This window comes from Gordonia sp. w5E2, from assembly GCF_036540975.1.
Lineage (GTDB): Bacteria > Actinomycetota > Actinomycetes > Mycobacteriales > Mycobacteriaceae > Gordonia > Gordonia jacobaea.
This window is the reverse complement of record NZ_CP144213.1, coordinates 1,291,753-1,314,944: the sequence shown is the minus strand read 5'-3', so window position 1 is coordinate 1,314,944 and position 23,192 is coordinate 1,291,753. Positions and strand designations below refer to the sequence as shown.

Below are 23,192 nucleotides of genomic sequence, written 5' to 3'. Positions count from 1 at the left end.
GTACGCACCCGCAAGTTGCCGAGTTGTCACCGCAGCGTCGCAGTCGTGAGGATGTCGGCACTGGTCGTCGCATCGAAGACTCCGACGCCGCCGAGCAGACGAGGTCGGCGTCGCGCCACGCCCAGCACGAACACGGTCACGACAGCCATCGACGCAACGTAGACGACGCCCAGAATGCGGCCGTGTCCGACACCGGTCCCGAAAGCGGTCAGCAGCAGCACTCCGAGAATGGTCGCCGTGAACACGCCGAGCGCCAGGATGCGCCTGCTGCTCTCGCCGATCCGCGCCAGTAGCCGCGGCGATGCGAGACAGGCGGTGAGGTAGCTACCCATGTAGCCGAGGGCGCTGAGTGTCAGGAAGTCGCGAATCCCGTTCTGCGGATCGCCACCGCACCAGAGGAACACCAGTGGCCCGAGCGTCACGACCGCCATCGCACAGACCGTGGCGAACGCGGGTGTGTGAAAGCGCGGGTGCGTGGTGCCGAACGCCCGAGGTGCCACCCGCTCGCGTCCCAGGGTGAACAGCACGCGCACGAGAGCATTGACCGAGGCGAGCGCGCATGCGAAGAACGACGTCGCGATCCCGATGTCGAGAATGACCGCCGTGACGCGGGTGCCGTCGGAGAGGAACAGTGCGGCGAGGGGTGTGGAGCTCGTCCGTACGCCCGCGGGGGCGTCGAACATCGCGACCGATTGAGTGGTCACGGCGAGCAGATAGATGAGCCCGGCGGCGATCGGGGTCCAGCGCAGGGTCCGCGGAACGCTGCGGAACGGTCGACGCGCCTCTGCCGACAGCGTCGTCGCACTCTCGAATCCGACGAACGCGCTGACCGCGACCACGATCATCAGACCCATCGACCCGACGTCGACCTGCGGTGCGAACACCTTCGCCCAGTCAGCCGAATGGTGCGTGATCCCGAGCCACACCATCAGGCCGACCAGGATGACAACGGCGACGACCTCGATCGCAAGCGTCGCGGTCGCAGATACCTTGATCCCGCGAACCATCAGCACGGTCATCGCGACAGCGGCCACGACGATGATCGCACAGACGATCGGCAGCCACACCGACGTCGATACGCCGATACTGACGGCAATGTGGTTGAGGTACAAGCCAACTGCGAGAAGTCCCGCCATACTCACCGAGCCGTATCCGACAATCGCCGACCACGCCGTCGGCAGCGCCACACGCGGGCCGAACCCCTGAGCCACGTACGAATAGAGACCGCCGACGACGGCGAGTCGTTGCGCCATCGGCCGCACGCACGCCGAGATCATCATGACGACGACCATCGCGACGGCAAACGAGATGACTCCCCCGGCACCACTCATCGCGGCGATCACGAACAACGGCGTCACCGCCGACGTCCCTGCCGGCGCGATGGCCGCGACGGACTGCGCGAAGACGGGTATGAAGGGAAGCTGACGACGAGTCAGGCCGCGCACCGGCGACTCGTCGGCGACCAACGGGTACGTCGCTGACGGCGATTCTGCGCTGGACGATGATTCGGCGGTGGAGGATGTCGGCATAGCGCCCTCTACCGTGACGGAGCAGTCGTTGCGACGCATCGTTTTCGTGTTTCCAGCGTGTTAACCCGCGTGAGAAATCCGGGGTTCTCATTTCTCAGCCGCTCTTACGTCGACGCCATTGTGATGTGACACACACTCCGTACCGTCTTGCCGGAATCAAGTAAGCAGCGAGACCGACGGTGATCTCGCCTCCGCACGAAAGGCGCGTTCATGAGCACAATCGAATCCGGAGGCGGCACGACGGCTGCCGCGTCGTCGGCAGCGAGTTCGACCGACTACCTCGACAAACGTCGACTCAAGACCGGCACGGCCGGGTGGGTGCTGCTCGCGGGCCTCGGGGTCAGCTACGTCATCAGCGGCGACTACTCCGGGTGGAATTTCGGGCTCGAGCAGGGCGGCTTCGGCGGCCTGGCCATCGCCGCCGTCATCATCGCCGCGATGTACTTCGCGATGGTGCTCGGCATGGCCGAGATGAGCTCCGCACTGCCCGCGGCAGGAGGCGGATACACCTTCGCCCGCCGAGCCCTCGGCACCTGGGGCGGGATGGCGACCGGTACCGCGGTCCTGATCGAATACGCGATCGCGCCCGCAGCGATCGCGACCTTCATCGGCGCGTACGTCGAGTCGCTGCACCTGTTCGGCATCACCGACGGTTGGTGGGTGTACCTCGCGGTCTACGCGTTGTTCATCGGCGTACATCTCGCCGGTGTCGGTGAGGCACTGAAGGTGATGTTCGTGATCACCGCGGTCGCGCTCGCAGGCCTCATCGTGTTCGCGATCGCGGCAATCGGCGACTTCTCGTGGTCGAACCTCACCGATATCGCCCCGACGGATGCAGCGGGCGCGAGTTCGTTCCTGCCCCACGGATACCTCGGCATCTGGGCGGCAATCCCGTTCGCCATCTGGTTCTTCCTCGCCGTCGAAGGCGTCCCCCTCGCCGCGGAGGAGGCCAAGGATCCTGCCCGCAACGTGCCGCGCGGGATCATCGCGGCGATGTGCGCGCTGATCTTCACGTGTGCGCTGGTGTTGTTCCTGGTGCCGGGAGCCGGCGGTGCGTCGGCCATGCAGAGTTCGGGTAACCCGCTCGTCGAGGCGCTCGGCAGCGGAACCGCACACACCGTCGTCAACTACATCGGCTTGGCGGGGCTCGTGGCGAGCTTCTTCTCGATCATCTACGCCTACTCGCGGCAGTTGTTCGCACTCTCGCGCGCCGGATACCTGCCGAAGTCGTTGTCCGTCACCAACTCTCGCAAGTCTCCGACGCTGGCGCTGATCGTTCCCGGCATCGTCGGGTTCCTCCTGTCACTCAGCGGACAGGGCGCGATGCTGCTGAACATGGCCGTCTTCGGTGCCGCACTGAGTTATGTGCTGATGATGGTCAGCCACATCGTGCTGCGCATCAGGGAGCCGGAACTGGCGCGCCCCTACCGCACACCCGGCGGCATCGTCACGACAGGCTTCGCCCTCGTGATCGCCGTGCTCGCATTGGTCGCGACGTTCCTCGTCGACATCAAGGCCGCGACCGGCTGTCTCATCGTGTTCGCGCTCTTCATGACGTATTTTGGCTTGTACAGCCGCAACCGGTTGGTCTTCGCCAGCGCCGACGAAGAGTTCGAGGCCATTGCCGACGCCGAAGAGGGACTCTCGTGATCTACCGCCACACGCTTCGTGGGCACACCTACCAGTTCGCCGACCTGATCGATGTGATGGCCAAGGCCACCCCGGCACGTTCGGGTGACGAATTGGCCGGGTGCGCAGCACAATCCGACGCCGAGCGGGCCGCAGCGGCATGGGTTCTCGCCGACCTTCCGCTCACCGTCTTCCTCGAAGAGATGCTCGTCCCCTACGAATCAGACGAAGTCACACGGCTGATCATCGACACCCACGACCGGGAGGCATTCGCCCCCATCGCGCACCTGACCGTCGGCGGTCTCCGCGACTGGCTGCTCGAGCAGGTCGTGGCGTCGGGTGGAACGCAGCGCCTGCAGGCCGTCTCCCCCGGGTTGACCCCGGAAATGGTTGCGGCGGTGAGCAAGTTGATGCGCAATCAGGATCTGATCTCCGTCGCCCGCCGCATGGAGGTCACCGCCGGATTCCGCACCACGATCGGACTGCCCGGCCGCCTCGCGACACGATTGCAGCCCAACCACCCCACCGACGATCCGCGCGGCATCGCGGCAGGACTGCTCGACGGCCTGCTCCTCGGTTGCGGCGACGCCGTCGTCGGAATCAATCCCGCAACCGACTCCCCACAGGCGACGTCGACGCTGCTCGAACTCCTCGACGACGTGCGGCAGCGTTTCGATATTCCGATGCAGTCGTGCGTGCTCTCGCACGTCACCACGACGATCGGCTTGGTCGAGGCGGGCGCGCCGGTCGACCTGGTCTTCCAGTCGATCGCGGGCACCGAGGGCGCCAACCGCGGATTCGGCGTCGACCTGGCAGTTCTCAACGAAGGCAACGAGGCCGGGCGGTCGTTGCACCGCGGGACCGTCGGCGACAACGTGATGTATCTGGAGACCGGGCAGGGCTCGGCACTGTCGGCGGGCGCACACCTGGGAACCGGTGGCCGGCCCGTCGACCAGCAGACCCTCGAAGCGCGCGCCTACGCGGTCGCACGGTCGCTGGAGCCTCTGCTGGTCAACACCGTCGTCGGATTCATCGGGCCCGAGTATCTCTTCGACGGTAAGCAGATCATCCGCGCGGGACTCGAAGATCACTTCTGCGGCAAACTCCTCGGGCTGCCGATGGGCGTCGACGTCTGCTACACCAATCATGCCGAGGCCGACCAGAACGACATGGACACACTGCTGAGCCTGCTCGGGATGGCCGGAGTCGGATTCGTCATCACCGTGCCGGGCGCCGACGACATCATGCTCGGCTACCAGAGCCTCTCGTTCCACGACGTCCTGTACCTGCGCGACGTCCTCGGTCTGCGCGCGGCACCGGAGTTCGAGGCGTGGATGCAGACGATCGGCATGGCCGACGACGGCGGCCACGTCGTGCCACTCGACCCGCAGACCTCGGCGCTGCGCGGACTGGCGGCGTCGTGAACACACCCGACACACAGTCGACCCCGTCGGTCGATCCGTGGGGATCGATGCGCGGACTCACCCAGGCGCGAATCGGGTTGCAGCGCAGCGGGAATGCACTGTCGAGTACCGACGTCCTCCAGTTCCAGGCCGATCACGCGGCAGCGCGCGACGCCGTGCACACGCCCATGGACGCCGACGGCGTCGTCGACGGTCTGAAGGGGCTGGGGTTGGGCGAGCCGGCGGTCGTCACGAGTCAGGCGTCGTCGCGGGCGGAGTATCTGCGCCGACCCGACCTCGGCCGAATCCCGAATGACCTTTCCGCAGTGCAACATTCGGGCGCCGACATCGGTTTCGTGATCGCCGACGGCTTGTCGGCGACGGCGGTGGACACGCACGCGGTAGCGCTCATCGAGACGATCGCTGCCGAACTCTCGCCGCAATTCTCGATCGCTCCGCCGGTCGTGGCCACCCAGGCGCGTGTCGCGCTCGGCGATCACATCGGGGAGGCGCTCGGCGTCGAGATCCTTCTCGTGATCATCGGGGAGCGCCCGGGACTGTCGGTCGCCGACAGCCTCGGCATCTACCTGACGTATCGCCCGGAGCCGGGACGTCGTGACTCCGAACGCAATTGCATCTCCAACATCCATCCGCCGGACGGGCTCGGATACCGCGACGCCGCCCGGATCGTCGGAGCACTGGTGTCCGGGGCACGGCAACTCGGCGCGTCGGGCGTCGCACTCAAAGACACCTCGTCTGCCGACCCCGCCGTCGCCGCAGCCGCTGCGCAGGGCGAACTCGGCTAGGTCGCGGGACTAGGTGATCCCGGGGGCGTCGACCCTGCGCGCTGGTAGCGACTGCACCGCCGACGGAACGACGACACCCGCAAGTCCACGCACGAAGCCCTTGGTGATGTCCCAGAAGTCGAAGTAGTCGCGCCACACGGCGATCGCACCGTCGAGAATCTCGAAGCGCCCGCACACCCAGAACCGGATACGTACGGGACCGAGCCGGATCTCGTCGATCCGCTCGGTGAGCACCACGGTGTCGTCGGTGGCGATGTTGATGATCCCGTAGTCGAAGCCTGCGAACGACGACGCGTCCATGGCACCAAAGACCTTGGCGACGTTGCGTTTGCCACGGATCGTCGGCAGTCCGACATTGGTGTAGACGATGTTCTCGTCGAGATCTGCCATGGCTGCGGAACTGTCGTCGCGGGCGAGAGCATCGAGGAAGTCGGTAACGACGCGATCAGGGGTACGGGAGGTCATGGTGTCACCGTACGGTGCGCGATGTGACTTCACCGCTGGTCGTCGTCTATCCTTGACGGGTTGTCTCGGCGAGGGTGAGCAGTCACCGTAATCGGCGCGACCATCGCACATCTCCTTGCGGACTCGAGTTTCCGCAGGTGGTCGTGGATTGTCGGCCTGCGGAACCGCTACGGAACGCCGAGCACCGACCACCCGGCTGCACGCACCGACGCGGCCGAACCACCAAGGAGAGTCACATGGCAACCCAGGCAAACGCACTGGCAGTCACCACCCGCACCGAAAAGGGCAAGGGCGCCGCTCGACGCGCTCGTCGCGCAGGCAACGTGCCCGCCGTGCTGTACGGCCACGGCACCGACCCGCAGCACCTCAACCTCCCGGCTCGCGATTTCGCCACCATCCTGCGTAACAACGGCACCAACGCCGTCCTCGACCTCGACATCGAGGGAACCAGCCAGCTCGCGCTGACCAAGCAGATCGACATCCACCCGATCCGCAACTACATCGAGCACGTCGACCTGCTCGTCATCAAGCGCGGCGAGAAGGTCACCGTCGAGGTCACCATCGTCGTCGAGGGCGACGCCGCTCCCGGCACCCTGGTCACCCAGGACGCCAACACCGTCGAGATCGAGGCCGACGCACTGTCGATCCCCGAGCAGATCGTCGTCGACGTCGAGGGCAAGGAAGTCGGCACGTCGGTCCATGCGTCGGACCTGGTCCTCCCCGAGGGCGTCGAGCTCATCACCGACCCGGAGACCCTCATCGTCGCAGTCAACGAGGCGACCACCGCCGCAGAGCTCGAGGAAGAGACCGACGCGGAGCAGGCCGACGCCGACGCTGCCGCCGCTGAGGCCGAGGCCGAGTAATTCGGCGTCACCTCCTCCGACGCTCCGCACCTACTGATGACACAGGAATCATGAAACTTGTTGTCGGACTCGGTAATCCCGGTTCCAAGTATGAGCGGACGCGTCACAACATCGGCGCGATGGTCGCAGACCATCTCGTCACGACGGCCGGCGAGCGATGGAAGGTGCACAAGCGCTCCGGCGCAATGGTGGCACCCATCACGCTCGCCGGCCAGTCGGTGTTGGTGGCACGTGCACGCACGTACATGAACACCACCGGCCGCGAGATCGGCCCACTCGCGAAGTTCTACTCGATCGGCCCGTCGGATCTGATCGCACTGCACGACGAACTCGACATCGACTTCGGTGCCGTACGCCTGAAACTCGGCGGCGGCGAGGGCGGCCACAACGGGCTGCGCTCGATCAGCCAGGCACTCGGATCGCGTGACTACTACCGCGTCCGACTGGGCATCGGTCGTCCGCCCGGCCGCCAGGATCCCGCCGACTTCGTGCTCAAACCCTTTCCGTCGTCCGCACGCGACGACGTCGAACTACTCATCCAGCACGGCGCCGACGCCACCGAGGCGCTGATCTCCTCGGGTCTCGAGGCAGCGCAGAACGTCGTCCACACCTGGTGATACCGCGATTCGACGACGCCGCCACTGACTGAGAAGCGGCACGCACTGCCCGACACCGCAGCATGAGTGCACTCTCGGTGCAACGATGGTCAAATGTCGGACGCCGCCCTGAGCCTCATTGTCCTCGGCGTCACGGTCGTGTTGTTCATCATCAACAAGCTGCCGGTCGGACTCGTCGCCATCGGGTCGGCGCTGGCGCTCTACTTCCTCGGACTCGTGCAGTTCGACGAACTGACCTCGGGTCTCGGTCAGAGCGTCATCGCCTTCATCGCGGCCCTGTTCGTGGTCAGCGAGGGACTCGAGGCGTCGGGAATCACCGCATGGCTGGGCAGCGTGCTGGCGCGCGTCGCAGGTCGCACACGCACCAGGGTGGTTGCCGCCATCATGGTTCTCGCCGCGGCGTTGAGCCCACTCATCACGATCAACGGTGCGGCGGCGGCGTTGGTCCCGGTCAGTGTCGCCGTTGCGCGGCGGGCATCTGTCACCGTCGCGCGTACTGCTCCCTCTCGCGTTCGCCGCGAGCGCCGGTTCACTGCTCACGCTGAGCGGCAGTCCGGTCAACGTCATCATCGACGAAGCCGCCACCGAGCAAACCGGTTCCTCGATCGGCTACTTCGGCTTCTCCCTCATCGGTGTCCCCCTGGTCGTGGTGACACTGGTCGTCATCGCGCTTGTCGGCGACCGGCTGATCCCGCGTCGCGAATCACAGTCGCTGCCAGAGGATTTCAGCAGATATCAGCGCGACGTCGTCGAGCATTACGAATTGTCGGGATTGGCGACGACCGGCGTGCGCACCTTTCGCCTGCACGTCAAAGCGGCGTCGACGCTCGTCGGGAAGACCGTCCGCGCGGCCATCACAGACGACGCGATCGACACGGTCGCCGCACAGTCCGAACGTGGCCGCGTACTCAGTTCGACGCATAAGCTCGAACCGTCGGACATACTCGTCGTCTCCGGTGTGGGCACCGCCGTCGAGACGCTCGCACGGGACACCGACCTCACCGTCGAGGACACCATCGGCAGGCGCATGAGCGGCCAGCGCGACAGTCTCATCAACCGCGACAACGGAATCTGTGAGTTGGTGATCCCACCGCGCTCGTCGTGGATCGGGCGGCCGGCGTTCGGCGGGATGGTGCGCGCAGAAGACGGGCTGCTCGTGTTGTCGGTGCGCAGGCAGAACGACGACGTCTCGTCACGTGCGTCGACGCTGCAGGAAGGCGACGCACTACTGGTGTACGGCCCGTGGGGCGCGCTCGACGCTCTCGCCGACGACAAGGACGTTCTGGTGGTCGCATCGTCGGAAACCGTTCGGCGGCAGACGGTTCCGCTCGGGCGAAGCGCTCCACGTGCGGCAGTCATCCTGGTGGTGACGATCGCGCTGCTGGCCAGTGGGGCCGTGCCGCCGGTGGTCGCGGGTCTGCTCGGAGCGGGTGCGATGGTGCTGTTCCGCGTGCTGTCGAGCGAGCAGGCATACCGTGCCGTTCCCTGGGCGACGCTCGTCCTGATCGCCGCGCTGATCCCGATGTCGGCGGCGATCACGAGCAGTGGCGGTGCCGAATTGATCGCACGACCCATCGTCGACCTGGTGTCCGGACACAGTGCGTATCTGCTGCTGGCCATGCTGTTCGTGCTGACCGCCGTACTCGGGCAGTTCATCTCCAACGTCGCCACCGCGCTGATCGTCATACCGATCGCGCTCGTCGCCGCGGCCGACGTCGGTGTCGACGCCCGAACGGTGCTCATGGTGGTCTGCGTCGCTGCCGCCGCTTCCCTGCTGACGCCTATCGCCACTCCCGCCAACATGATCGTGATGAATCCGGGCGGATACCGCTTCGGCGACTATTGGCGGCTGGGGATCGTCCTGATGGTCTGCTGGTTGGTCGTCACCGTGACCCTGGTCCCGGTGTTCTGGCCGATCAACGGCTGACGAGCAGGCGCCGTGAGAAGCGGCCTTGTTCGTCACCGGATGTGGCGGGGCCTACACTCTTTTCGGGCGCAGGGCTATCCGCTGCGTGATCCGTTTGTCGAAGGGAAGTACGCGTGACCGTCATCGCCGCCAACACAGGCCATCAGAACGTAGCGATGTTGGGCATCGGCGCGTACCGACCAAAACGCCTGGTCAGCAACGATGAGGTGTGCGAGGTTCTCGACAGTTCGGATCAGTGGATCTTCGAACGCAGCGGCATCCGTAATCGCCGGTGGATCAGCGGCGACGAGTCGGCACGGTCGATGGCCGCCGCCGCAGCCGAGCGGGCCATCGAAAACTCCGGGATCGACAAGGACAAGATCGGTGCGCTGATCCTGGCCACCAACAGCTGGAAGACCAAGATTCCGCACGGCGGCCCGATCGTGGCATACGACATCGGCCTCAACGGGATTCCCGCCTACGACATCGCCGCGGGATGCGGCGGCTTCGGGTACGCCCTGGGCGTCGCGGCCGACACCGTGCGCGCGGGCTCGGCCGAGTACGTACTTGTCGTCGGCGTCGAGACGATGTCGGTCGTCATGGAGCCCACCGACCGCAACACCGCCTTCATCTTCGGCGACGGCGCCGGTGCGGTCGTCGTCGGACCGAGCGACGAGAACGGGATCTCCCCGACCGTCTGGGGTTCTGACGGCGAGAACGCCGAGGCGATCGGCCAGAACTACGACATCCCCGAGTACATGGATCGCGCTCAGGAATACCAGCACAAGGATCCGGAGACCGAGCCTGTCGGCCGCATGGTGGTCACCATGGAGGGTTCGCGCGTATTCCGCTGGGCGGCAATCACACTGCCCAAGGCGTTGTCGTCGGTGATCGAGAGGTCCGGCATCGGACTCGACGACATCGAGGTGTTCGTCCCCCACCAGGCGAACGCCCGGATCAACGACTTGATGAAGAAGAACCTGGGCTTCCCCGACGACCTACCGATGGCCAACGACATCGAGAACACCGGCAACACGTCGGCGGCGTCGATCCCGCTCGCGATGGAAGAGATGCTGGCCACCGGCAAGGCCAAGGGCGGACAGACCGCGCTGCTGCTCGGGTTCGGCGCTGGCCTCTCCTACGCCGGGGCCGTCGTGACGCTGCCCCCGGCGCCGAAGGTGAGCAGCTTCGACGACCTCGGGTAGCACCGTGACGCTTCCCCCGGCACCCAAGGTGAGCAGCTTCGACGACCTGGGTTAGAACCGCTACGCGTTTTCCTTGCGGAAGACCGCTGTGCCCCACCATGTTCCGAGAAACGCGAGCGCGATGGCGGTGAGCAGACCCCACGCGACCGTCGATGTCGCGACGCCTCCGACGAAGCTGCTGCGGACGGCGTCGACGATCCAGCGGAACGGCATGAAGTCGCTGGCCCGTTGCAGCCACATCGGTCCGAGCGTCATCGGCAGCAGGATTCCCGACAGCAACAGCACCGGCATCATCACCATGTTGATGACCGGCGCCATGACGTCTTCACTCTTGGCGGTCAGGGCAAGCGCATTCGACGCCGCGGCGCACGCTGCGCCGATCAGCAGCGTGATGGCGATGCCGACGATCGCGCCGCTGACGGATCCACGCATGCCCATGGCGTAGCCGAGGAACACCAGGATCAGCGCCTGGACGAACAACTGCAGCACGTCGCGCATGAGCCGACCGGTCAGCAGTGCGGAGCGGCTCGCGGGCGTCACGCGTTCGGCCTCGACGACGCCTTCGCGCCACTCGCCGATCAGACTGAACCCGGCGAACATCGCGCCGAAGAACCCGAGTTGCACGAGAAGTCCCGGCACCAGGAACGTGTAGGCGTTGTCGGCGCCGCCGGGAAATTGGTCGACGATCGGTTTGAGCAGCGGGCCGAAGAGCACCAGATAGAGCACGGGTTGCAGCACCCCGATCAGCACCCAGGCCGGGTTGCGCAGATTCATCCGGATCTGTCGACGGAACACGATGGTGGAGTCGCGGAGGAAGTTCATCGGATGGCTCCTTCGTTGTCGAGTTCTTCGAGTGCGGCGTTTTCGGTCCCGCTTTGCGCGTCGCGCAGCGAACGCCCGGTCATCGTGAGGAAGACGTCGTCGAGGGTGGGTCGCAGCACCTCGATGCTGTCGAGCGCGATGCCCGAGGCGTCGAGTTCGCGGAGCAGTCCCGGTATCTCGCGTCCCGCGTGCCGCACACGTCCGCGCACGTGGCGGCCATCGGTCTCGACGGAGTTGGCGATGCGTCGTAGACGATCCGCGGCGATGTCGACCTCGGCTGCCATGTGGACCTCGAGGTCGACGAGGTCGCCCGACACCTGATCTTTGAGGTTCTGCGCGGTGTCGGCCGCGACGATCTTGCCGTTGTCGATGATGAGGATGCGGTCGGAGAGTTCGTCGGCCTCGTCGAGGTAGTGCGTGGTGAGGAAGACCGTGGCGCCACGCTCGGAGCGCAGCCTGCTGATGTGGTCCCAGAGGTTCGCTCTCGCCTGCGGGTCGAGGCCGGTGGTCGGTTCGTCGAGGAAGACCAGCGAGGGATCGTGGATCAGGCCCATCGCGATGTCGAGGCGTCGTTTCTGACCGCCCGACATGTTCTTGGGCTGCCGTTCCCACAGTCCGTCGAGTTGCAGTCGGGAGAACAGTTCGTGCCCGCGTCGAGTGGCGTCGGCGTGTGAGAGTCCGTAGAGCATCCCGTGGTCGACCACCTCGTCGCCCGCTCTGGCCTGGCTGAACGTTCCACCCGCCTGTGACACGTAGCCGATGCTGCGACGGACCATCACCGACTCGCGCACGACGTCGTATCCGTTGACGGTCGCGGTTCCGGCGGTTGGCCGCAGCAACGTCGTCAACATGCGCAGCGTGGTCGTCTTCCCCGCTCCGTTGGGGCCGAGAAATCCGACCACCTCACCCTCGTGAATATCGAGGTCGACGCCGTCGACGGCCCGCACCTCGCGTTTGTTCTTGCCTCGCCCCGTCGTGAAGGTCTGCACCAGACCTCGCGCTTGGATCGTCGTCGGTGTCACAGCTCGTCCCCTCTCTGTGTGAACGTCGAGTGAGCCGCTCACGCATCGTGTTCAAATTTGAATATAAGCCATCTAGTCAAAGTTGACTAGATGCTCACTTCGTCGCAGAAGTAGTCGTCGAAAGGCCCCTGAAACCCGACGGCGTCGTCGTGACTGTCTGCGTGTACTGATCACCTACGCGTCGATGATTCATCGAAATGCGGACAACCCCTGCCCTCGATTCGAAATCTTTCTCGACGCATTACTGTCAGGTCATGGCTTCCACGCCACCCATCCCACCGACGACGCCGCTACTCCTGCTCGGCGTCGTCGGCATCTTGGGGCCGGTCAACGGCTATCAGATCCGCCGCGAACTGTTGTCGTGGCAGGTCGACAAGTGGGCCAACGTGAATCCGGGCTCGATCTACCACGCGCTCGGAAAGCTCAGCGACTCAGGCGATCTCACACGCCGCGAGGTCTCCGACGGCTCGCGCGAGGTCAGCGTCTACGAGATCACGGAGTCGGGTCGGGCCAGGCTGCACAGCATGATCGAGCGCGCGATGATCGGCGTCGACGTCTTCGACCGCAGCGCGTTCCAAGCGGCGTTCAATCTCCTGCCACTCCTCGGCGACGACCATGCGACGACGCTGCTGCAGCAGCGTTTGGTGACGCTGAGGGAGGTCATACGCGAATACAGCGCGGACACCGAACCCGGCGCCAACCCCTACGCTCCGCCACATGCCATGGAGGGCGCTCGCCTGTGGTTGCGTCTCGCGCAGGCCGAGGCGGACTGGCTCACCGACGTCATCGCCGACGTGCACGAGGGGAAGCTGTCGTTCCTGGAGAACGCCGACTGGACGCCACCGCCCGACGATCCCGGGCACCAGATGACCGCAGACCGCACTGACTACAGGCGCATTCTCGGAGGTCAGCCCGGCCACGATGTCCCCTCCTCGCGCATCGGTACTTCCGAGTAGCTCCGCGATGTGAGACGGTCTATGTCGGGTCGCATAACGGAAGGAAGATCATGGCAGAGATCGCGGACACATCGGGCGTCAACAACATCGGCATGCTCGGCATCGGTGCGTACCGCCCCGAGCGCGTCGTCACCAACGACGAGATCTGCGAGCACATCGATTCCTCCGACGAGTGGATCTACACGCGGACCGGCATCAAAACCCGACGCTTCGCGCGCCGCGACGAGGACGTCGTGGAGATGGGCATCAAGGCCGGGCGCACGGCGATCGCCAATGCTCTGCTTTCCGGCTCCGACATCGACGCCGTCATCCTCGCGACCAACACCCATCTGCTCATGACGCCTGCAGGCGCCACGAAGGTCGCCACCGAACTCGGCGCGAACGGTGTCCCCGCGTTCGACGTCACCGTCGGCTGCGCCGGATTCGGTTATGGGATGGCACTCGCCGCCGACATGGTGCGCGGCGGCAGCGCGACGCACGTCCTCGTCATCGGCGCCGAGCAGTTGTCCGTGACCCTCGACATGACCGACCGCACCAACTGCTTCATCTTCGGCGACGGCGCCGGCGCCGTCGTCGTCGGCCCCACCGAGGACCAGCAACTCGGACCCGTGATCTGGGGTAGCGACGGCAGCCAATACGACGCGATTCGTCAAGACATCGACTGGGTGACCTTCCTCGACGGCGACCGGGTGCAGCGGCCCTACGTGCGCCTGCAGGGCACCGCGGTATTCCGTTGGGCCGCTTTCGAAATGGGCAAGGTGGCGCAGCGCGCGCTCGACGCAGCGAAGATCGGCGCCGAAGACCTCGACGTCTTCGTCCCCCATCAGGCCAACACCCGCATCAACGATCTGCTCGCGAAGACACTGCATCTGCCCGAGGGCACCCCCGTGGCCAACGACATCGAGTACACCGGCAACACGTCGGCGGCGTCGATCCCGCTGGCCATGGAAGATCTGCTCTCCACCGGCAAGGCCAAGCCGGGCGACACCGCCCTGCTGCTCGGCTACGGCGCGGGCCTCAGCTACGCGGCACAGGTGGTCAAGATGCCGCCGGTCCCGTTCGAGTAGCGGCTGACCTGACCGTCGGGCAGCGTCGAGCGTTTTGCTCCGACGCTCGCCCGGCTAGTAGCCTCGTCTGGTGAGTTCTGACGCGCGTGAGCTGCGGCTCGAGGCCCAGCGTCGACGTACCTTCGCCATCATCTCCCACCCTGACGCGGGTAAGTCGACGATGACCGAGGCACTGGCGTTGCACGCGCACGTGATCAGCGAGGCTGGTGCCATCCACGGCAAGGCCGGCCGCAAGTCGACGGTGTCGGACTGGATGGAGATGGAGAAAGCTCGCGGAATCTCCGTCAGCTCGACCGCCCTGCAGTTCAACTACGCCCTCGAGGGCACCGACGGCCCCGGCGCGGTCATCAACCTCGTCGACACCCCCGGTCACGCCGACTTCTCCGAGGACACCTACCGAGTGCTGACCGCGGTCGACGCCGCAGTCATGCTCATCGACGCCGCCAAGGGGCTCGAGCCCCAGACGCTCAAGCTGTTCCAGGTGTGTCGCCATCGAGGCATCCCGGTCATCACCGTCATCAACAAATGGGACCGCCCCGGCCGCACCCCGTTGGAGCTCATCGACGAGATCAGCGAACGCATAGGCTTGATCCCCACCCCGCTGTTCCTGCCCGTCGGCATCGCGGGCGATTTCCGCGGGCTCCTCGACCGCCGCACCGGCGAGTACATCCACTTCACCCGCACCGCCGGTGGAGCCAAGATCGCGCCGGAAGAACTGCTCGACCCCGACGCCGCTCTCGAGCGCGAGGGCGACGCCTGGATCGCGGCCGTCGAAGAGAGTGAACTCCTCTCCGAGATGGGCCAGGATCACGACGAGGAACTCTTCCTCGCAGGCCAGACGTCGCCGATGATCTTCGCCTCGGCGATGCTGAATTTCGGTGTCCGCCAATTGCTCGACGCGCTCGTCGAGCTCGCACCCGCACCGTCGGGTCGCACCGGCATCGACGGGACCGAACGCGAGGTCACCGATCCGTTCAGCGCCGTCGTGTTCAAGGTCCAGGCAGGCATGGACTCCAGCCACCGCGACCGGTTGGCCTTCATGCGCATCGTGAGCGGCGAATTCGAACGCGGCATGGTCGTCACCCACGCGCAGACCGGAAAACCGTTCGCCACCAAGTACGCTCACACCGTCGTCGGCCGCGACCGCTCGACGGTCGACACCGCCTACCCCGGCGACGTCGTCGGCCTCGTCAACGCGACGGCACTCGCACCGGGCGACACCCTCTACGACGGCCCACGCATCCAGTACCCGCCCATCCCTTCCTTTGCGCCAGAACACTTTTCGACGCTCCGCGTCACCACCGCGGACAAGTACAAGCAGTTCCGCAAGGCCATGGATCAGCTCGACAGCGAGGGCGTGGTGCAGGTGTTGCGCAACGAGACCCGCGGAGACGCGTCTCCCGTGCTGGCCGCCGTCGGACCGATGCAGTTCGAGGTGGTCACCGCACGGATGAAGACGGAGTTCAACGTCGACACCGTGATCGAGCCGCTCGGGTACAGCCTCGCCCGACGCACCGACGCCGACAGCGCGTCAGAACTCAACCGCCAGCGCGGCGTCGAGGTGTTCACGCGGACCGACGGCGCGATCCTCGCTCTGTTCAGCGACAAATGGCGACTGCAGTACATCGAGAAGGAACACGGCGACCTGACGCTCGAACCGCTTGTCGCAACGGCTGATTGACCAGGGCGGGCTGACGTGATCGGACGATCGACCGCACGCCGCTCGAGCACGCTGCGGATCTGCGCGCTGCTCGCGGTCGCTGCCGCGCTCACATCGATCACCTCGGCGTGCGCCGACTCGACGTCGGTAACGCGTGCGGCGCAGTCGTCGTCAGCAACGCCAACCGTCTCCGCGCAACAGGATCCGGCGCGCTGCGCCGAGAAGCCCCCGTCTGGACCCATCGACCGGCAGGGCTCCGACCTGAGATTCACCCGGGGACACGTCCTGATCTCGCCGCGACAACTCACGGCATCGACGGGCCAGCCCGCCGTTGGCGGGCAGGTGGGCGTGGATGGACAGGTAGGGGCGGACGGGCAGGTGGTCGCACCCGCCAGCCCGACTGCGCAGCAAATGTCGCCTGCCCCAACATGTTACGAGTTCGGCCGCTGGGGTGAGCCGACGCCCGATGTCCCGCCCGACTCCCTGCTGTTCGTGTTCAAGGGCGACGGCACCGAGGGCGCACAGATCGAATTCCCGGTGGGCGCGCTGACCGGCGAACACCTACCGCCAACCGATGGTCCACGCCCGCCGGTTGGCCCCCTGACCACACCGATCAACGCCACCGTCGGACTGTCGGAGAAGGGGACCTACAGGTCGTCGACGGCGTGCAGGCTGACGCTGACCGCGATGTCATCGAAGCGGGCCGCAGGATCATTCGACTGCCCCGAAACGATTGTGTCCGAACAGAATCCGCTCGATCCGAACGACGATGTGCCCGTCGACGACGACAGCGCGGCGCCTGCTGCCGCACCGACGCCGGGCGCACCGACGACTGCTGCCGCACCGACACCGGGCGCGCAGCCCGAGCGCCCGACAAGCCTCACCGGATGGTTCGACCTGCAGCCGTGATCGGCTCAGTCCTCGACAATCGAGGCGACCACAGACTGATCGACAGCGTCGACGGTCGACGGCTCGAAGGACGGGCTGCGATCCTTGTCGACGAGCATCGCTCGCACGCCCTCGGAGAAGTCGTTGGTCTTCGTGATCGTTGTCGCCGCGTGCAATTCGCGGTCGAAGCACTCGTCGAGCGTCGAATCGCGGCCCACGTCGAGAAGCGCTGCGGTCACCCACAGGCTCGTCGGCGACGCACCTTCGAGGAGTTCGACCATCTCCGCGGCCCAGTCATCGCCTGCTGCGCCGCGTAACCCACCGAGGATCGCGGCGACGTTGTCGTCGCCGAAGTACTCGCCAATCGTGGCGATCGGGATGTCGGAGGCGGGCAATTCGCTTCTGCCACCGAGGATGTCGACGAGCGACTCCCCGGCGCGCAGCGCGTCGGCGACGGAGTCCAGCTCGGCCGCTGGCACGTAGTGGGTGGCAAGCCCCAGGTGGACTGCTTCAGCACCGCGCACGCGTGAACCGGTGAGCCCCAACCACATTCCGACACCACGCGGCAGGCGAGGCAGAAAGTAGGTTGCGCCGATGTCGGGAAAGAATCCGATCGCCGTCTCGGGCATGGCCATCAGCGAGTTCTCGGTGACGACGCGAACCTCGCCGTGCACGCTGATCCCGAGTCCGCCACCCATCGCCACACCGTCGATCAGCGCGACGTATGCCTTGGGATAGTGCGCGATCATCTGATCGAGTCGATACTCTGCGGCGAAGTAGTTTCGGATCTCGTCGTACTCACCCGCGACGGCGTGCTCACGGATCGCCCGGATGTCGCCGCCCGCACAGAAAGCGCGATCGCTCGCGGAGGTCACCAACACCGTCTCGATCGAATCGTCGTCGCCCCAACGCCCGAGGACGTCGTGCATGTCGTCGATCATCGTCTGATCGAGCGCATTGAGTGCCTTGGGGCGGTCGAGGATGATCTCACCGACGCCGTTGCCGACCTGAGTTCGGATGAAGGACATGCGTTTCACGGTAGCGCGTCGTCGAACACCGACTCCATCGGCTGGCGAACACAACTCTGTTGACAGGGGGTCGGTCGTCGGAGTTATGGTTGGTTGGGTTCGCACGATGTGCGGCACCATTCTTCGACGAGCACAGGGGTGATCTGACAGACATGAACATCTGAGGTTGGCATTCAGCGCGACTGCGTCGATCCGACGCCGTACGCACCCACCAATCTCTCGGAGTTGTTCATGTCCACACCGTCATCCGTCGATCTCGCACCGTCGATCACACTCTCGGACGTCTCGTATAGCTGGCCGGACGGGACATCGGTATTCGACGAACTCTCATTCTCCGTTCCCCGTGCCGTGTACTCGCTGGTCGGCGCCAACGGCGCAGGCAAGACGACGCTGCTGCGGCTGATCGCGGGCCAACTCGTACCGACATCGGGAAGTATCGCCACCACCGGCGAGGTCTCGCTCGTTCCCCAACACGCTTTCTCCGACACCTCACTGACCATCGCGTCGGCGTTGGGGATCGAGCCGATCAGGGCCGCGATCAGCGCAATCGAAGCAGGCTCTGTCGACGGCGCGCACTTCGATGCCGTCGGTGACGACTGGGACATCGAGGCGCGCGCGACCTCCGAACTGGCGGCGCTGGGGCTGCCCACCGACCTCGACAGGTCGGTCGGAACACTGTCCGGTGGCGAGGCGACGCTGCTCGCGATTGTGTCGAGGATCGTGCACCGGCCAGCGGTACTGCTGCTCGACGAGCCCACGAACAATCTCGACACCGATTCCCGCGACAGGGTTTTCGAGCTGATCGACAGATTCGCGGGAACCGTGCTCGTCGTCTCCCACGATCTCGAGCTCCTCGAACGCGTCGACGCCACACTCGAGCTGTATCACGGCGACGTGCGCGTGTTCGGTGGCCCCTATTCGTTCTATCGCGAGGTGGTCGAGTCTGAACAGGCGACGGCGCAGGCCGCAGTTGCCAACGCCGCCAACGATCTTCGCAAGCAGCGTCGGGAGATGGTGAACGCACAGATCGCCCTCGACCGACGAGCACGGACCGCGGCCAAGGCCGAACGGGAGAAGCGTGTCCCCAAGATCATCGCGCATCTCCGACGCGACGCCGCCGAGAAGTCGGCTGGCCGCTTCCGCAACGAGCATCGCGACGACGTGACCGCCGCCGCCGGACGGCTCGAGTCCGTCCGCGACGACGTGCGCTCCGATCGGGGCGCGCGGATCACCATGCCGGATGTGGCACTTGGCAGTTCGGCTCAGGTAATCGTCGACGATGGGCTACGAATGGACGGCCCAGAACGCGTTGCACTCACCGGACGCAACGGCTCCGGCAAGACCACCCTGATCGCCGACCTCATCGACAACGAGCGCATCGTCGTTCCTTACGCATATGTGCCGCAACAGATCTCGTTCGACGATCCGTCGCAGACCGTCGTCGAATTCGTCGGCAAGCGGCACCCAGAGGTCGACGGTCAGGATGTGCGAGCTCATCTCGCACGATTCCTGTTCCGCGGATCACGAGGCGATCGGCGCCTCGACGAACTCTCCGGCGGTGAACGGCTTCGCGTCGCGTTGGCTGATGCGCTACTCGTCGACCCCGATCCCAAGCTCCTCATCATGGACGAGCCGACCAACAACCTCGATATCGACACCGTCGAGGAGTTGGTCACGGCGCTACGGGACTGGTCGGGCGCGCTGTTGCTCGTCTCGCACGACGCGGGGTTCCGCGACGAGGCCGGAATCGACCGCGAGGTCACGCTCGGGTGAAAGTTGCGTGGGATCCACGGGGGCATTTTTGTACCTGTGGATCCCGCGCAACTCTTTGTGGATACTGACTTTCGATGAGCACCGACAGCGCTGCCACCGACTCTCCCCCCACAGCACGCACACCGATCGTTCTGGTGCACGGATTGCGCGTGAGCGGACAGACCTTTCGACGCGTGGCCGGCTCGCTCGCCGACCGTGAGGTGGTGTGCCCCGACATGCCTGGCCACGGGTCACGCGCCGATGAGACGTTCACGTTGGACGGAGCCGTCGCCGCGGTGGGCGACGCGATCGACTCGGTCGGCGGCTCAGCGCTGGTCGTCGGTATGTCGATGGGCGGCTACGTCGCAATGGCGACGGCTGCGAGACATCCCGATCGCGTCGCAGGCCTCGGTGTGCTGTGTGCAACTGCGCAGCCAAGTGGCCTGCTCGCCGCGCCGTTTCGCCTCTTCGGCGCGGCGACCAGCGTCCTTCCGTCCGAAGCCGCCCAGGTCAGCAGGGTTCTGACGCGCATCGCCGTCGGCCGGGAGGTGTCCGACGACATGGAGGCAGGCGGGCTCGCGCTGCATTCGATCCGCGACGTCGTCGACGCGGTGCTCCACTTCGACGCCCTCGCCGCCGTCGCGGCCTATCCCGGACCGACGCTGTTCGCGAACGGCGCGTGGGACCAGTTCCGGCTGCACGAGAAGAGGTTCGTCGAGACCGCGGCCGACGGACGCCTCGTCGTCGTCCCGCGAGCCATGCACCTGTTCCCACTGATCCAGCCGGAATTCACCGCCGGGCTCATCGACGACTTCGCGGACACGGTCGACTCCGCTGACCGGGCCCCGCTCCACTGATCGAGCCCCCCGGTCCTAAATGTGTGTCGTATCGACAAGTGTGGCTGCTGCAGCACCCACATCCTTCAATTGGACACACATTTGGGGCCGGCTCCCCATCTCCGCCTAGCAGCAGCGCCCCTGCGGGTTGCGGTCCTGGTCGGCGAAGCGTTGTCGCCAGTACTCGCGCTCGGTCAGTGGAGCCGACGCCCCGTGCTCCGATGCGTGGTGTGCGAGGTAGCGGTCGTAGTCTCGATCGCCCATGACGCTCTGCACGTACCAGCGCACCGAGGTCAGGGCGTGGGTGAGGCCGGTCTTCATGTCATCGCCTTCTAGTGTCCGCTACTCCGAGCTGAAATCCCGTGCGCGGCATCATATTCGTCCCATTCGCGCTGCACCGCCTTCTCGGCACGTGTTGGGAACAGTCCGCGCGGCCCGAAGATCTTCGACGGAACGGGTTTCTCTTCGGTGGTGGGTAGTCCGCCCGCGCGCACGGCCTTGACCGCGACCCAGAGACCCGCCGCGACGACGATCAACACGAGCACGGCGAAGATGATCGACAGTGTTCCCTGGATGAACGTGTTGCGGATGACCGCATCGATCTCCGAGATGCTCTTGGCGGTCTTGAACGTGGTTAGACCGTCGTCCTTGGCGTTCACGAATGCCCGGTGCTGCGCCCAGTAGCCGATGGCCGGATTCGACGAGAAAATCTTCTGCCACGACGCCGACATGGTGACGATGAGGTCCCACGCCAATGGCACACCGGGTATCCACGCCCACTTCCACTGCCGCCGCTTGATCAAGACCACCGTCACGACCGTCAGCGCGATCGCGGCGAGCAGTTGGTTGGCGATGCCGAACAGCGGGAACAACGTGTTGATACCGCCGAGCGGATCGGTGACACCCATCAGCAGGATGGAACCCCATGCGGCACAGACGATCAGGGTGCACACCCACGCTCCGGGGCGCCACGACGGATCTTTGAAACGACGAGCACCCGGCAGGTTGCCGATACCGTCGGACAGCATGAAGCGCGCCACGCGGGTCCCGGCGTCGACCGTGGTGAGTATGAAGAGCGCCTCGAACATGATCGCGAAGTGATACCAGAAGGCGCGCAACGATTCTCCGCCGAACCCACGCTGCAGCGTCTCCGACATTCCCATCGCGAGCGTCGGTGCACCGCCGGTCTTGGAGACGATCGACTTCTCCTCGACGCTCTGTGCGGCGTCGGCGAAGTACTGTGCGTCGACCGGCTTTCCGCTGAGTCCGAGGCCGTTGACGTAGTCGGCAGCTCCCTGATTGGTGCCCTGAGTGAGCGCCTTCGGTGCGTTCATCCCGAAATAGAGATGCTGATCGAGGATGCATGCAGTGATCAGCGCCATGATCGCGACGAAGGACTCGGTGAGCATGCCGCCGTAGCCGATGATCCGAGCCTGTCCCTCCTTGGCCAGCAGCTTGGGGGTGGTGCCCGACGCGATGAGTGAGTGGAAGCCCGAGAGCGCGCCACAGGCGATCGTGATGAACAGGAACGGGAACAGGGCACCGGCAAACGCCGGGCCGTTTCCGTTCCACGCGAACTCACTGACCGCGGGGGCCTTCATGACCGGCTGTACCACCAGGATGCCGATGGCCAGCAGCGCGATGGTGCCGACCTTCATGAACGTCGACAGGTAGTCGCGCGGAGCGAGCAGCAACCAGACCGGCAGCACGGCCGCTGCGATGCCGTAGATGATGATCGCCCAGCTGAGCACCACCGGGGAGAGGCTGAACCAGTCCTGCCCCCACGACGTCTCGGCGACATACCCGCCGGCGACGATGGCCAACAGGAGCAGCACGACGCCGATCACCGACACCTCGCTGATCCGGCCCGGCCGGAGATATCGCAGGTAGACACCCATGAACAGCGCGATCGGGATGGTCATCGCGATCGAGAAGACACCCCACGGACTCTCGGCCAGTGCGTTGACGACGACGAGCGCGAGCACCGCGATCAGAATGACCATGATGACGAGCACCGCCACGATCGCGGCCGTGCCGCCGACGGACCCGAGTTCGTCACGGGCCATCTGGCCGAGGCTGCGTCCTCGACGTCGAGTCGAGATCGCAAGGACGAGGTAGTCCTGCACACATCCGGCGACCACCGCGCCGATGATGATCCAGATCGTGCCCGGCAGGTAGCCCATCTGCGCGGCCAGCACCGGCCCGACGAGTGGTCCCGCTCCGGCGATCGCCGCGAAGTGGTGGCCGAACAGCACCCGACGGTCGGTCGGCATGTAGTCGCGAGCGTTGTCGTACTCCTCGGCGGGAGTCGCGATGTCGTCGCGCGGCTTCACGACCTTCATCTCGATGAGCCGAGCGTAGAAGCGATACGCGACGACGTAGGTGCACAGCGCCGCGATGACGAACCACACCGCGTTCACCGATTCGCCACGGACGAGGGCGATGACCACCCAGGCAATGGCACCGAGGAGGCCGATCACCGCGAAGATCGCCTTCTTCGCGGGTGTCATCGGACTCCGGTCGATCACCGCCACGGGTGGTCGGTCGGGATCTGTAGTCACGAACTCAACGTCGGGAAACTCGTCACGCGTCGACGTCGACGATTCTGACACGGTTGTCATCGCTCACTGCCCTTCCTTGGAAGCTCGCACATGCCGCGGCTCACTCTACTCACGGTTATGTGATTCACATCGCATACGCAAAATGTGCGCGAGACAACCTAAAGTTCATTCTGTGCA

Annotated in this window: 19 protein-coding genes and 1 pseudogene; 13 read left to right on the top strand and 7 right to left on the bottom strand. The window is 65.6% G+C overall.

The genetic code is table 11. The features are described 5' to 3' along the window. Nucleotides 1-26 precede the first annotated feature (26 nt). Nucleotides 27-1,529, bottom strand: coding sequence for an APC family permease (locus RND64_RS06050; protein WP_331436494.1), 1,503 nt, complete (start codon nucleotides 1,527-1,529; stop codon nucleotides 27-29). Between the two features lie 210 nt (nucleotides 1,530-1,739). Here RND64_RS06050 and eat point away from each other — a divergent pair, with 210 nt between their 5' ends. The 3 genes from eat to eutC are packed head-to-tail and all read left to right on the top strand — an operon-like array spanning nucleotide 1,740 to nucleotide 5,367. Then, nucleotides 1,740-3,179: an ethanolamine permease gene (gene eat / locus RND64_RS06045; RefSeq protein WP_331436493.1), complete on the top strand. Its 1,440-nt coding sequence runs from the start codon at nucleotides 1,740-1,742 to the stop codon at nucleotides 3,177-3,179. Continuing rightward, complete coding sequence (locus RND64_RS06040; protein WP_064869450.1) at nucleotides 3,176-4,582, top strand: ethanolamine ammonia-lyase subunit EutB; 1,407 nt, start codon at nucleotides 3,176-3,178, stop codon at nucleotides 4,580-4,582. The genes eat and RND64_RS06040 overlap by 4 nt, the downstream gene beginning before the upstream one ends. Continuing rightward, nucleotides 4,579-5,367 carry an ethanolamine ammonia-lyase subunit EutC gene (gene eutC, locus RND64_RS06035; protein ID WP_331436492.1) on the top strand — a complete coding sequence of 263 codons (789 nt, stop codon included), beginning with the start codon at nucleotides 4,579-4,581 and terminating at the stop codon, nucleotides 5,365-5,367. The genes RND64_RS06040 and eutC overlap by 4 nt, the downstream gene beginning before the upstream one ends. 9 nt (nucleotides 5,368-5,376) lie before the next feature. Here the strand turns inward: eutC and RND64_RS06030 are convergent, their stop codons facing one another. Continuing rightward, nucleotides 5,377-5,832, bottom strand: a complete 456-nt coding sequence (locus RND64_RS06030) for a limonene-1,2-epoxide hydrolase family protein (RefSeq protein WP_049698118.1) — start codon at nucleotides 5,830-5,832, stop codon at nucleotides 5,377-5,379. Between the two features lie 236 nt (nucleotides 5,833-6,068). Between RND64_RS06030 and RND64_RS06025 the strand changes: the two genes are divergently transcribed. From RND64_RS06025 to RND64_RS06005, 4 genes and pseudogenes are all read left to right on the top strand, one after another. Next, on the top strand, nucleotides 6,069-6,695 hold the full coding sequence (locus tag RND64_RS06025) for a 50S ribosomal protein L25/general stress protein Ctc (protein ID WP_049697988.1): 627 nt from the start codon (nucleotides 6,069-6,071) through the stop codon (nucleotides 6,693-6,695). Nucleotides 6,696-6,745: 50 nt separating this feature from the next. Then, entirely contained in the window at nucleotides 6,746-7,312 is a 567-nt protein-coding gene (pth, locus tag RND64_RS06020) for an aminoacyl-tRNA hydrolase (RefSeq protein WP_049697987.1), read from the top strand. 93 nt (nucleotides 7,313-7,405) lie between these two features. After that, a pseudogene (locus RND64_RS06010) lies at nucleotides 7,406-9,239 on the top strand (SLC13 family permease). A gap of 113 nt (nucleotides 9,240-9,352) precedes the next feature. After that, on the top strand, nucleotides 9,353-10,423 hold the full coding sequence (locus tag RND64_RS06005) for a beta-ketoacyl-ACP synthase 3 (protein WP_152930013.1): 1,071 nt from the start codon (nucleotides 9,353-9,355) through the stop codon (nucleotides 10,421-10,423). 60 nt (nucleotides 10,424-10,483) lie between these two features. On the opposite strand, the gene RND64_RS06000 is transcribed toward RND64_RS06005, so the two are convergent. Continuing rightward, nucleotides 10,484-11,245, bottom strand: a complete 762-nt coding sequence (locus RND64_RS06000) for an ABC transporter permease (RefSeq protein WP_049697986.1) — start codon at nucleotides 11,243-11,245, stop codon at nucleotides 10,484-10,486. Continuing rightward, a complete protein-coding gene (locus RND64_RS05995; protein ID WP_231895502.1) occupies nucleotides 11,242-12,267 on the bottom strand; it encodes an ATP-binding cassette domain-containing protein in 1,026 nt (341 codons plus the stop codon). The genes RND64_RS06000 and RND64_RS05995 overlap by 4 nt, the downstream gene beginning before the upstream one ends. 254 nt (nucleotides 12,268-12,521) lie before the next feature. On the opposite strand from RND64_RS05995, the gene RND64_RS05990 reads away from it, so the two are divergent. From RND64_RS05990 to RND64_RS05975, 4 genes are all read left to right on the top strand, one after another. Continuing rightward, nucleotides 12,522-13,223, top strand: coding sequence for a PadR family transcriptional regulator (locus RND64_RS05990; RefSeq protein WP_331436491.1), 702 nt, complete (start codon nucleotides 12,522-12,524; stop codon nucleotides 13,221-13,223). Between the two features lie 50 nt (nucleotides 13,224-13,273). Further along, complete coding sequence (locus RND64_RS05985; protein WP_049697984.1) at nucleotides 13,274-14,290, top strand: beta-ketoacyl-ACP synthase III; 1,017 nt, start codon at nucleotides 13,274-13,276, stop codon at nucleotides 14,288-14,290. Nucleotides 14,291-14,360: 70 nt separating this feature from the next. Next, the gene (locus tag RND64_RS05980) at nucleotides 14,361-15,971 is read left to right on the top strand and encodes a peptide chain release factor 3 (RefSeq protein ID WP_049697983.1); all 1,611 of its coding nucleotides are present in this window, start codon (nucleotides 14,361-14,363) and stop codon (nucleotides 15,969-15,971) included. Nucleotides 15,972-15,986: 15 nt separating this feature from the next. Continuing rightward, the gene (locus tag RND64_RS05975; protein WP_235434294.1) at nucleotides 15,987-16,859 is read left to right on the top strand and encodes a hypothetical protein; all 873 of its coding nucleotides are present in this window, start codon (nucleotides 15,987-15,989) and stop codon (nucleotides 16,857-16,859) included. 5 nt (nucleotides 16,860-16,864) lie between these two features. Here RND64_RS05975 and RND64_RS05970 read toward each other — a convergent pair whose 3' ends face one another. Further along, nucleotides 16,865-17,866, bottom strand: coding sequence for an enoyl-CoA hydratase/isomerase family protein (locus tag RND64_RS05970; protein ID WP_290727600.1), 1,002 nt, complete (start codon nucleotides 17,864-17,866; stop codon nucleotides 16,865-16,867). 231 nt (nucleotides 17,867-18,097) lie between these two features. On the opposite strand from RND64_RS05970, the gene RND64_RS05965 reads away from it, so the two are divergent. Then, on the top strand, nucleotides 18,098-19,639 hold the full coding sequence (locus RND64_RS05965; protein WP_290727598.1) for an ABC-F family ATP-binding cassette domain-containing protein: 1,542 nt from the start codon (nucleotides 18,098-18,100) through the stop codon (nucleotides 19,637-19,639). Nucleotides 19,640-19,713: 74 nt separating this feature from the next. Then, nucleotides 19,714-20,475 carry an alpha/beta fold hydrolase gene (locus tag RND64_RS05960; RefSeq protein WP_290727596.1) on the top strand — a complete coding sequence of 254 codons (762 nt, stop codon included), beginning with the start codon at nucleotides 19,714-19,716 and terminating at the stop codon, nucleotides 20,473-20,475. A 105-nt stretch (nucleotides 20,476-20,580) separates the two neighbouring features. Here the strand turns inward: RND64_RS05960 and RND64_RS05955 are convergent, their stop codons facing one another. Both RND64_RS05955 and RND64_RS05950 read right to left on the bottom strand, forming a co-directional pair. Continuing rightward, complete coding sequence (locus RND64_RS05955; protein WP_049697979.1) at nucleotides 20,581-20,775, bottom strand: YbdD/YjiX family protein; 195 nt, start codon at nucleotides 20,773-20,775, stop codon at nucleotides 20,581-20,583. A gap of 11 nt (nucleotides 20,776-20,786) precedes the next feature. Continuing rightward, nucleotides 20,787-23,075: a carbon starvation CstA family protein gene (locus tag RND64_RS05950; RefSeq protein ID WP_270483159.1), complete on the bottom strand. Its 2,289-nt coding sequence runs from the start codon at nucleotides 23,073-23,075 to the stop codon at nucleotides 20,787-20,789. Between the last annotated feature and the right edge of the window lie 117 nt (nucleotides 23,076-23,192).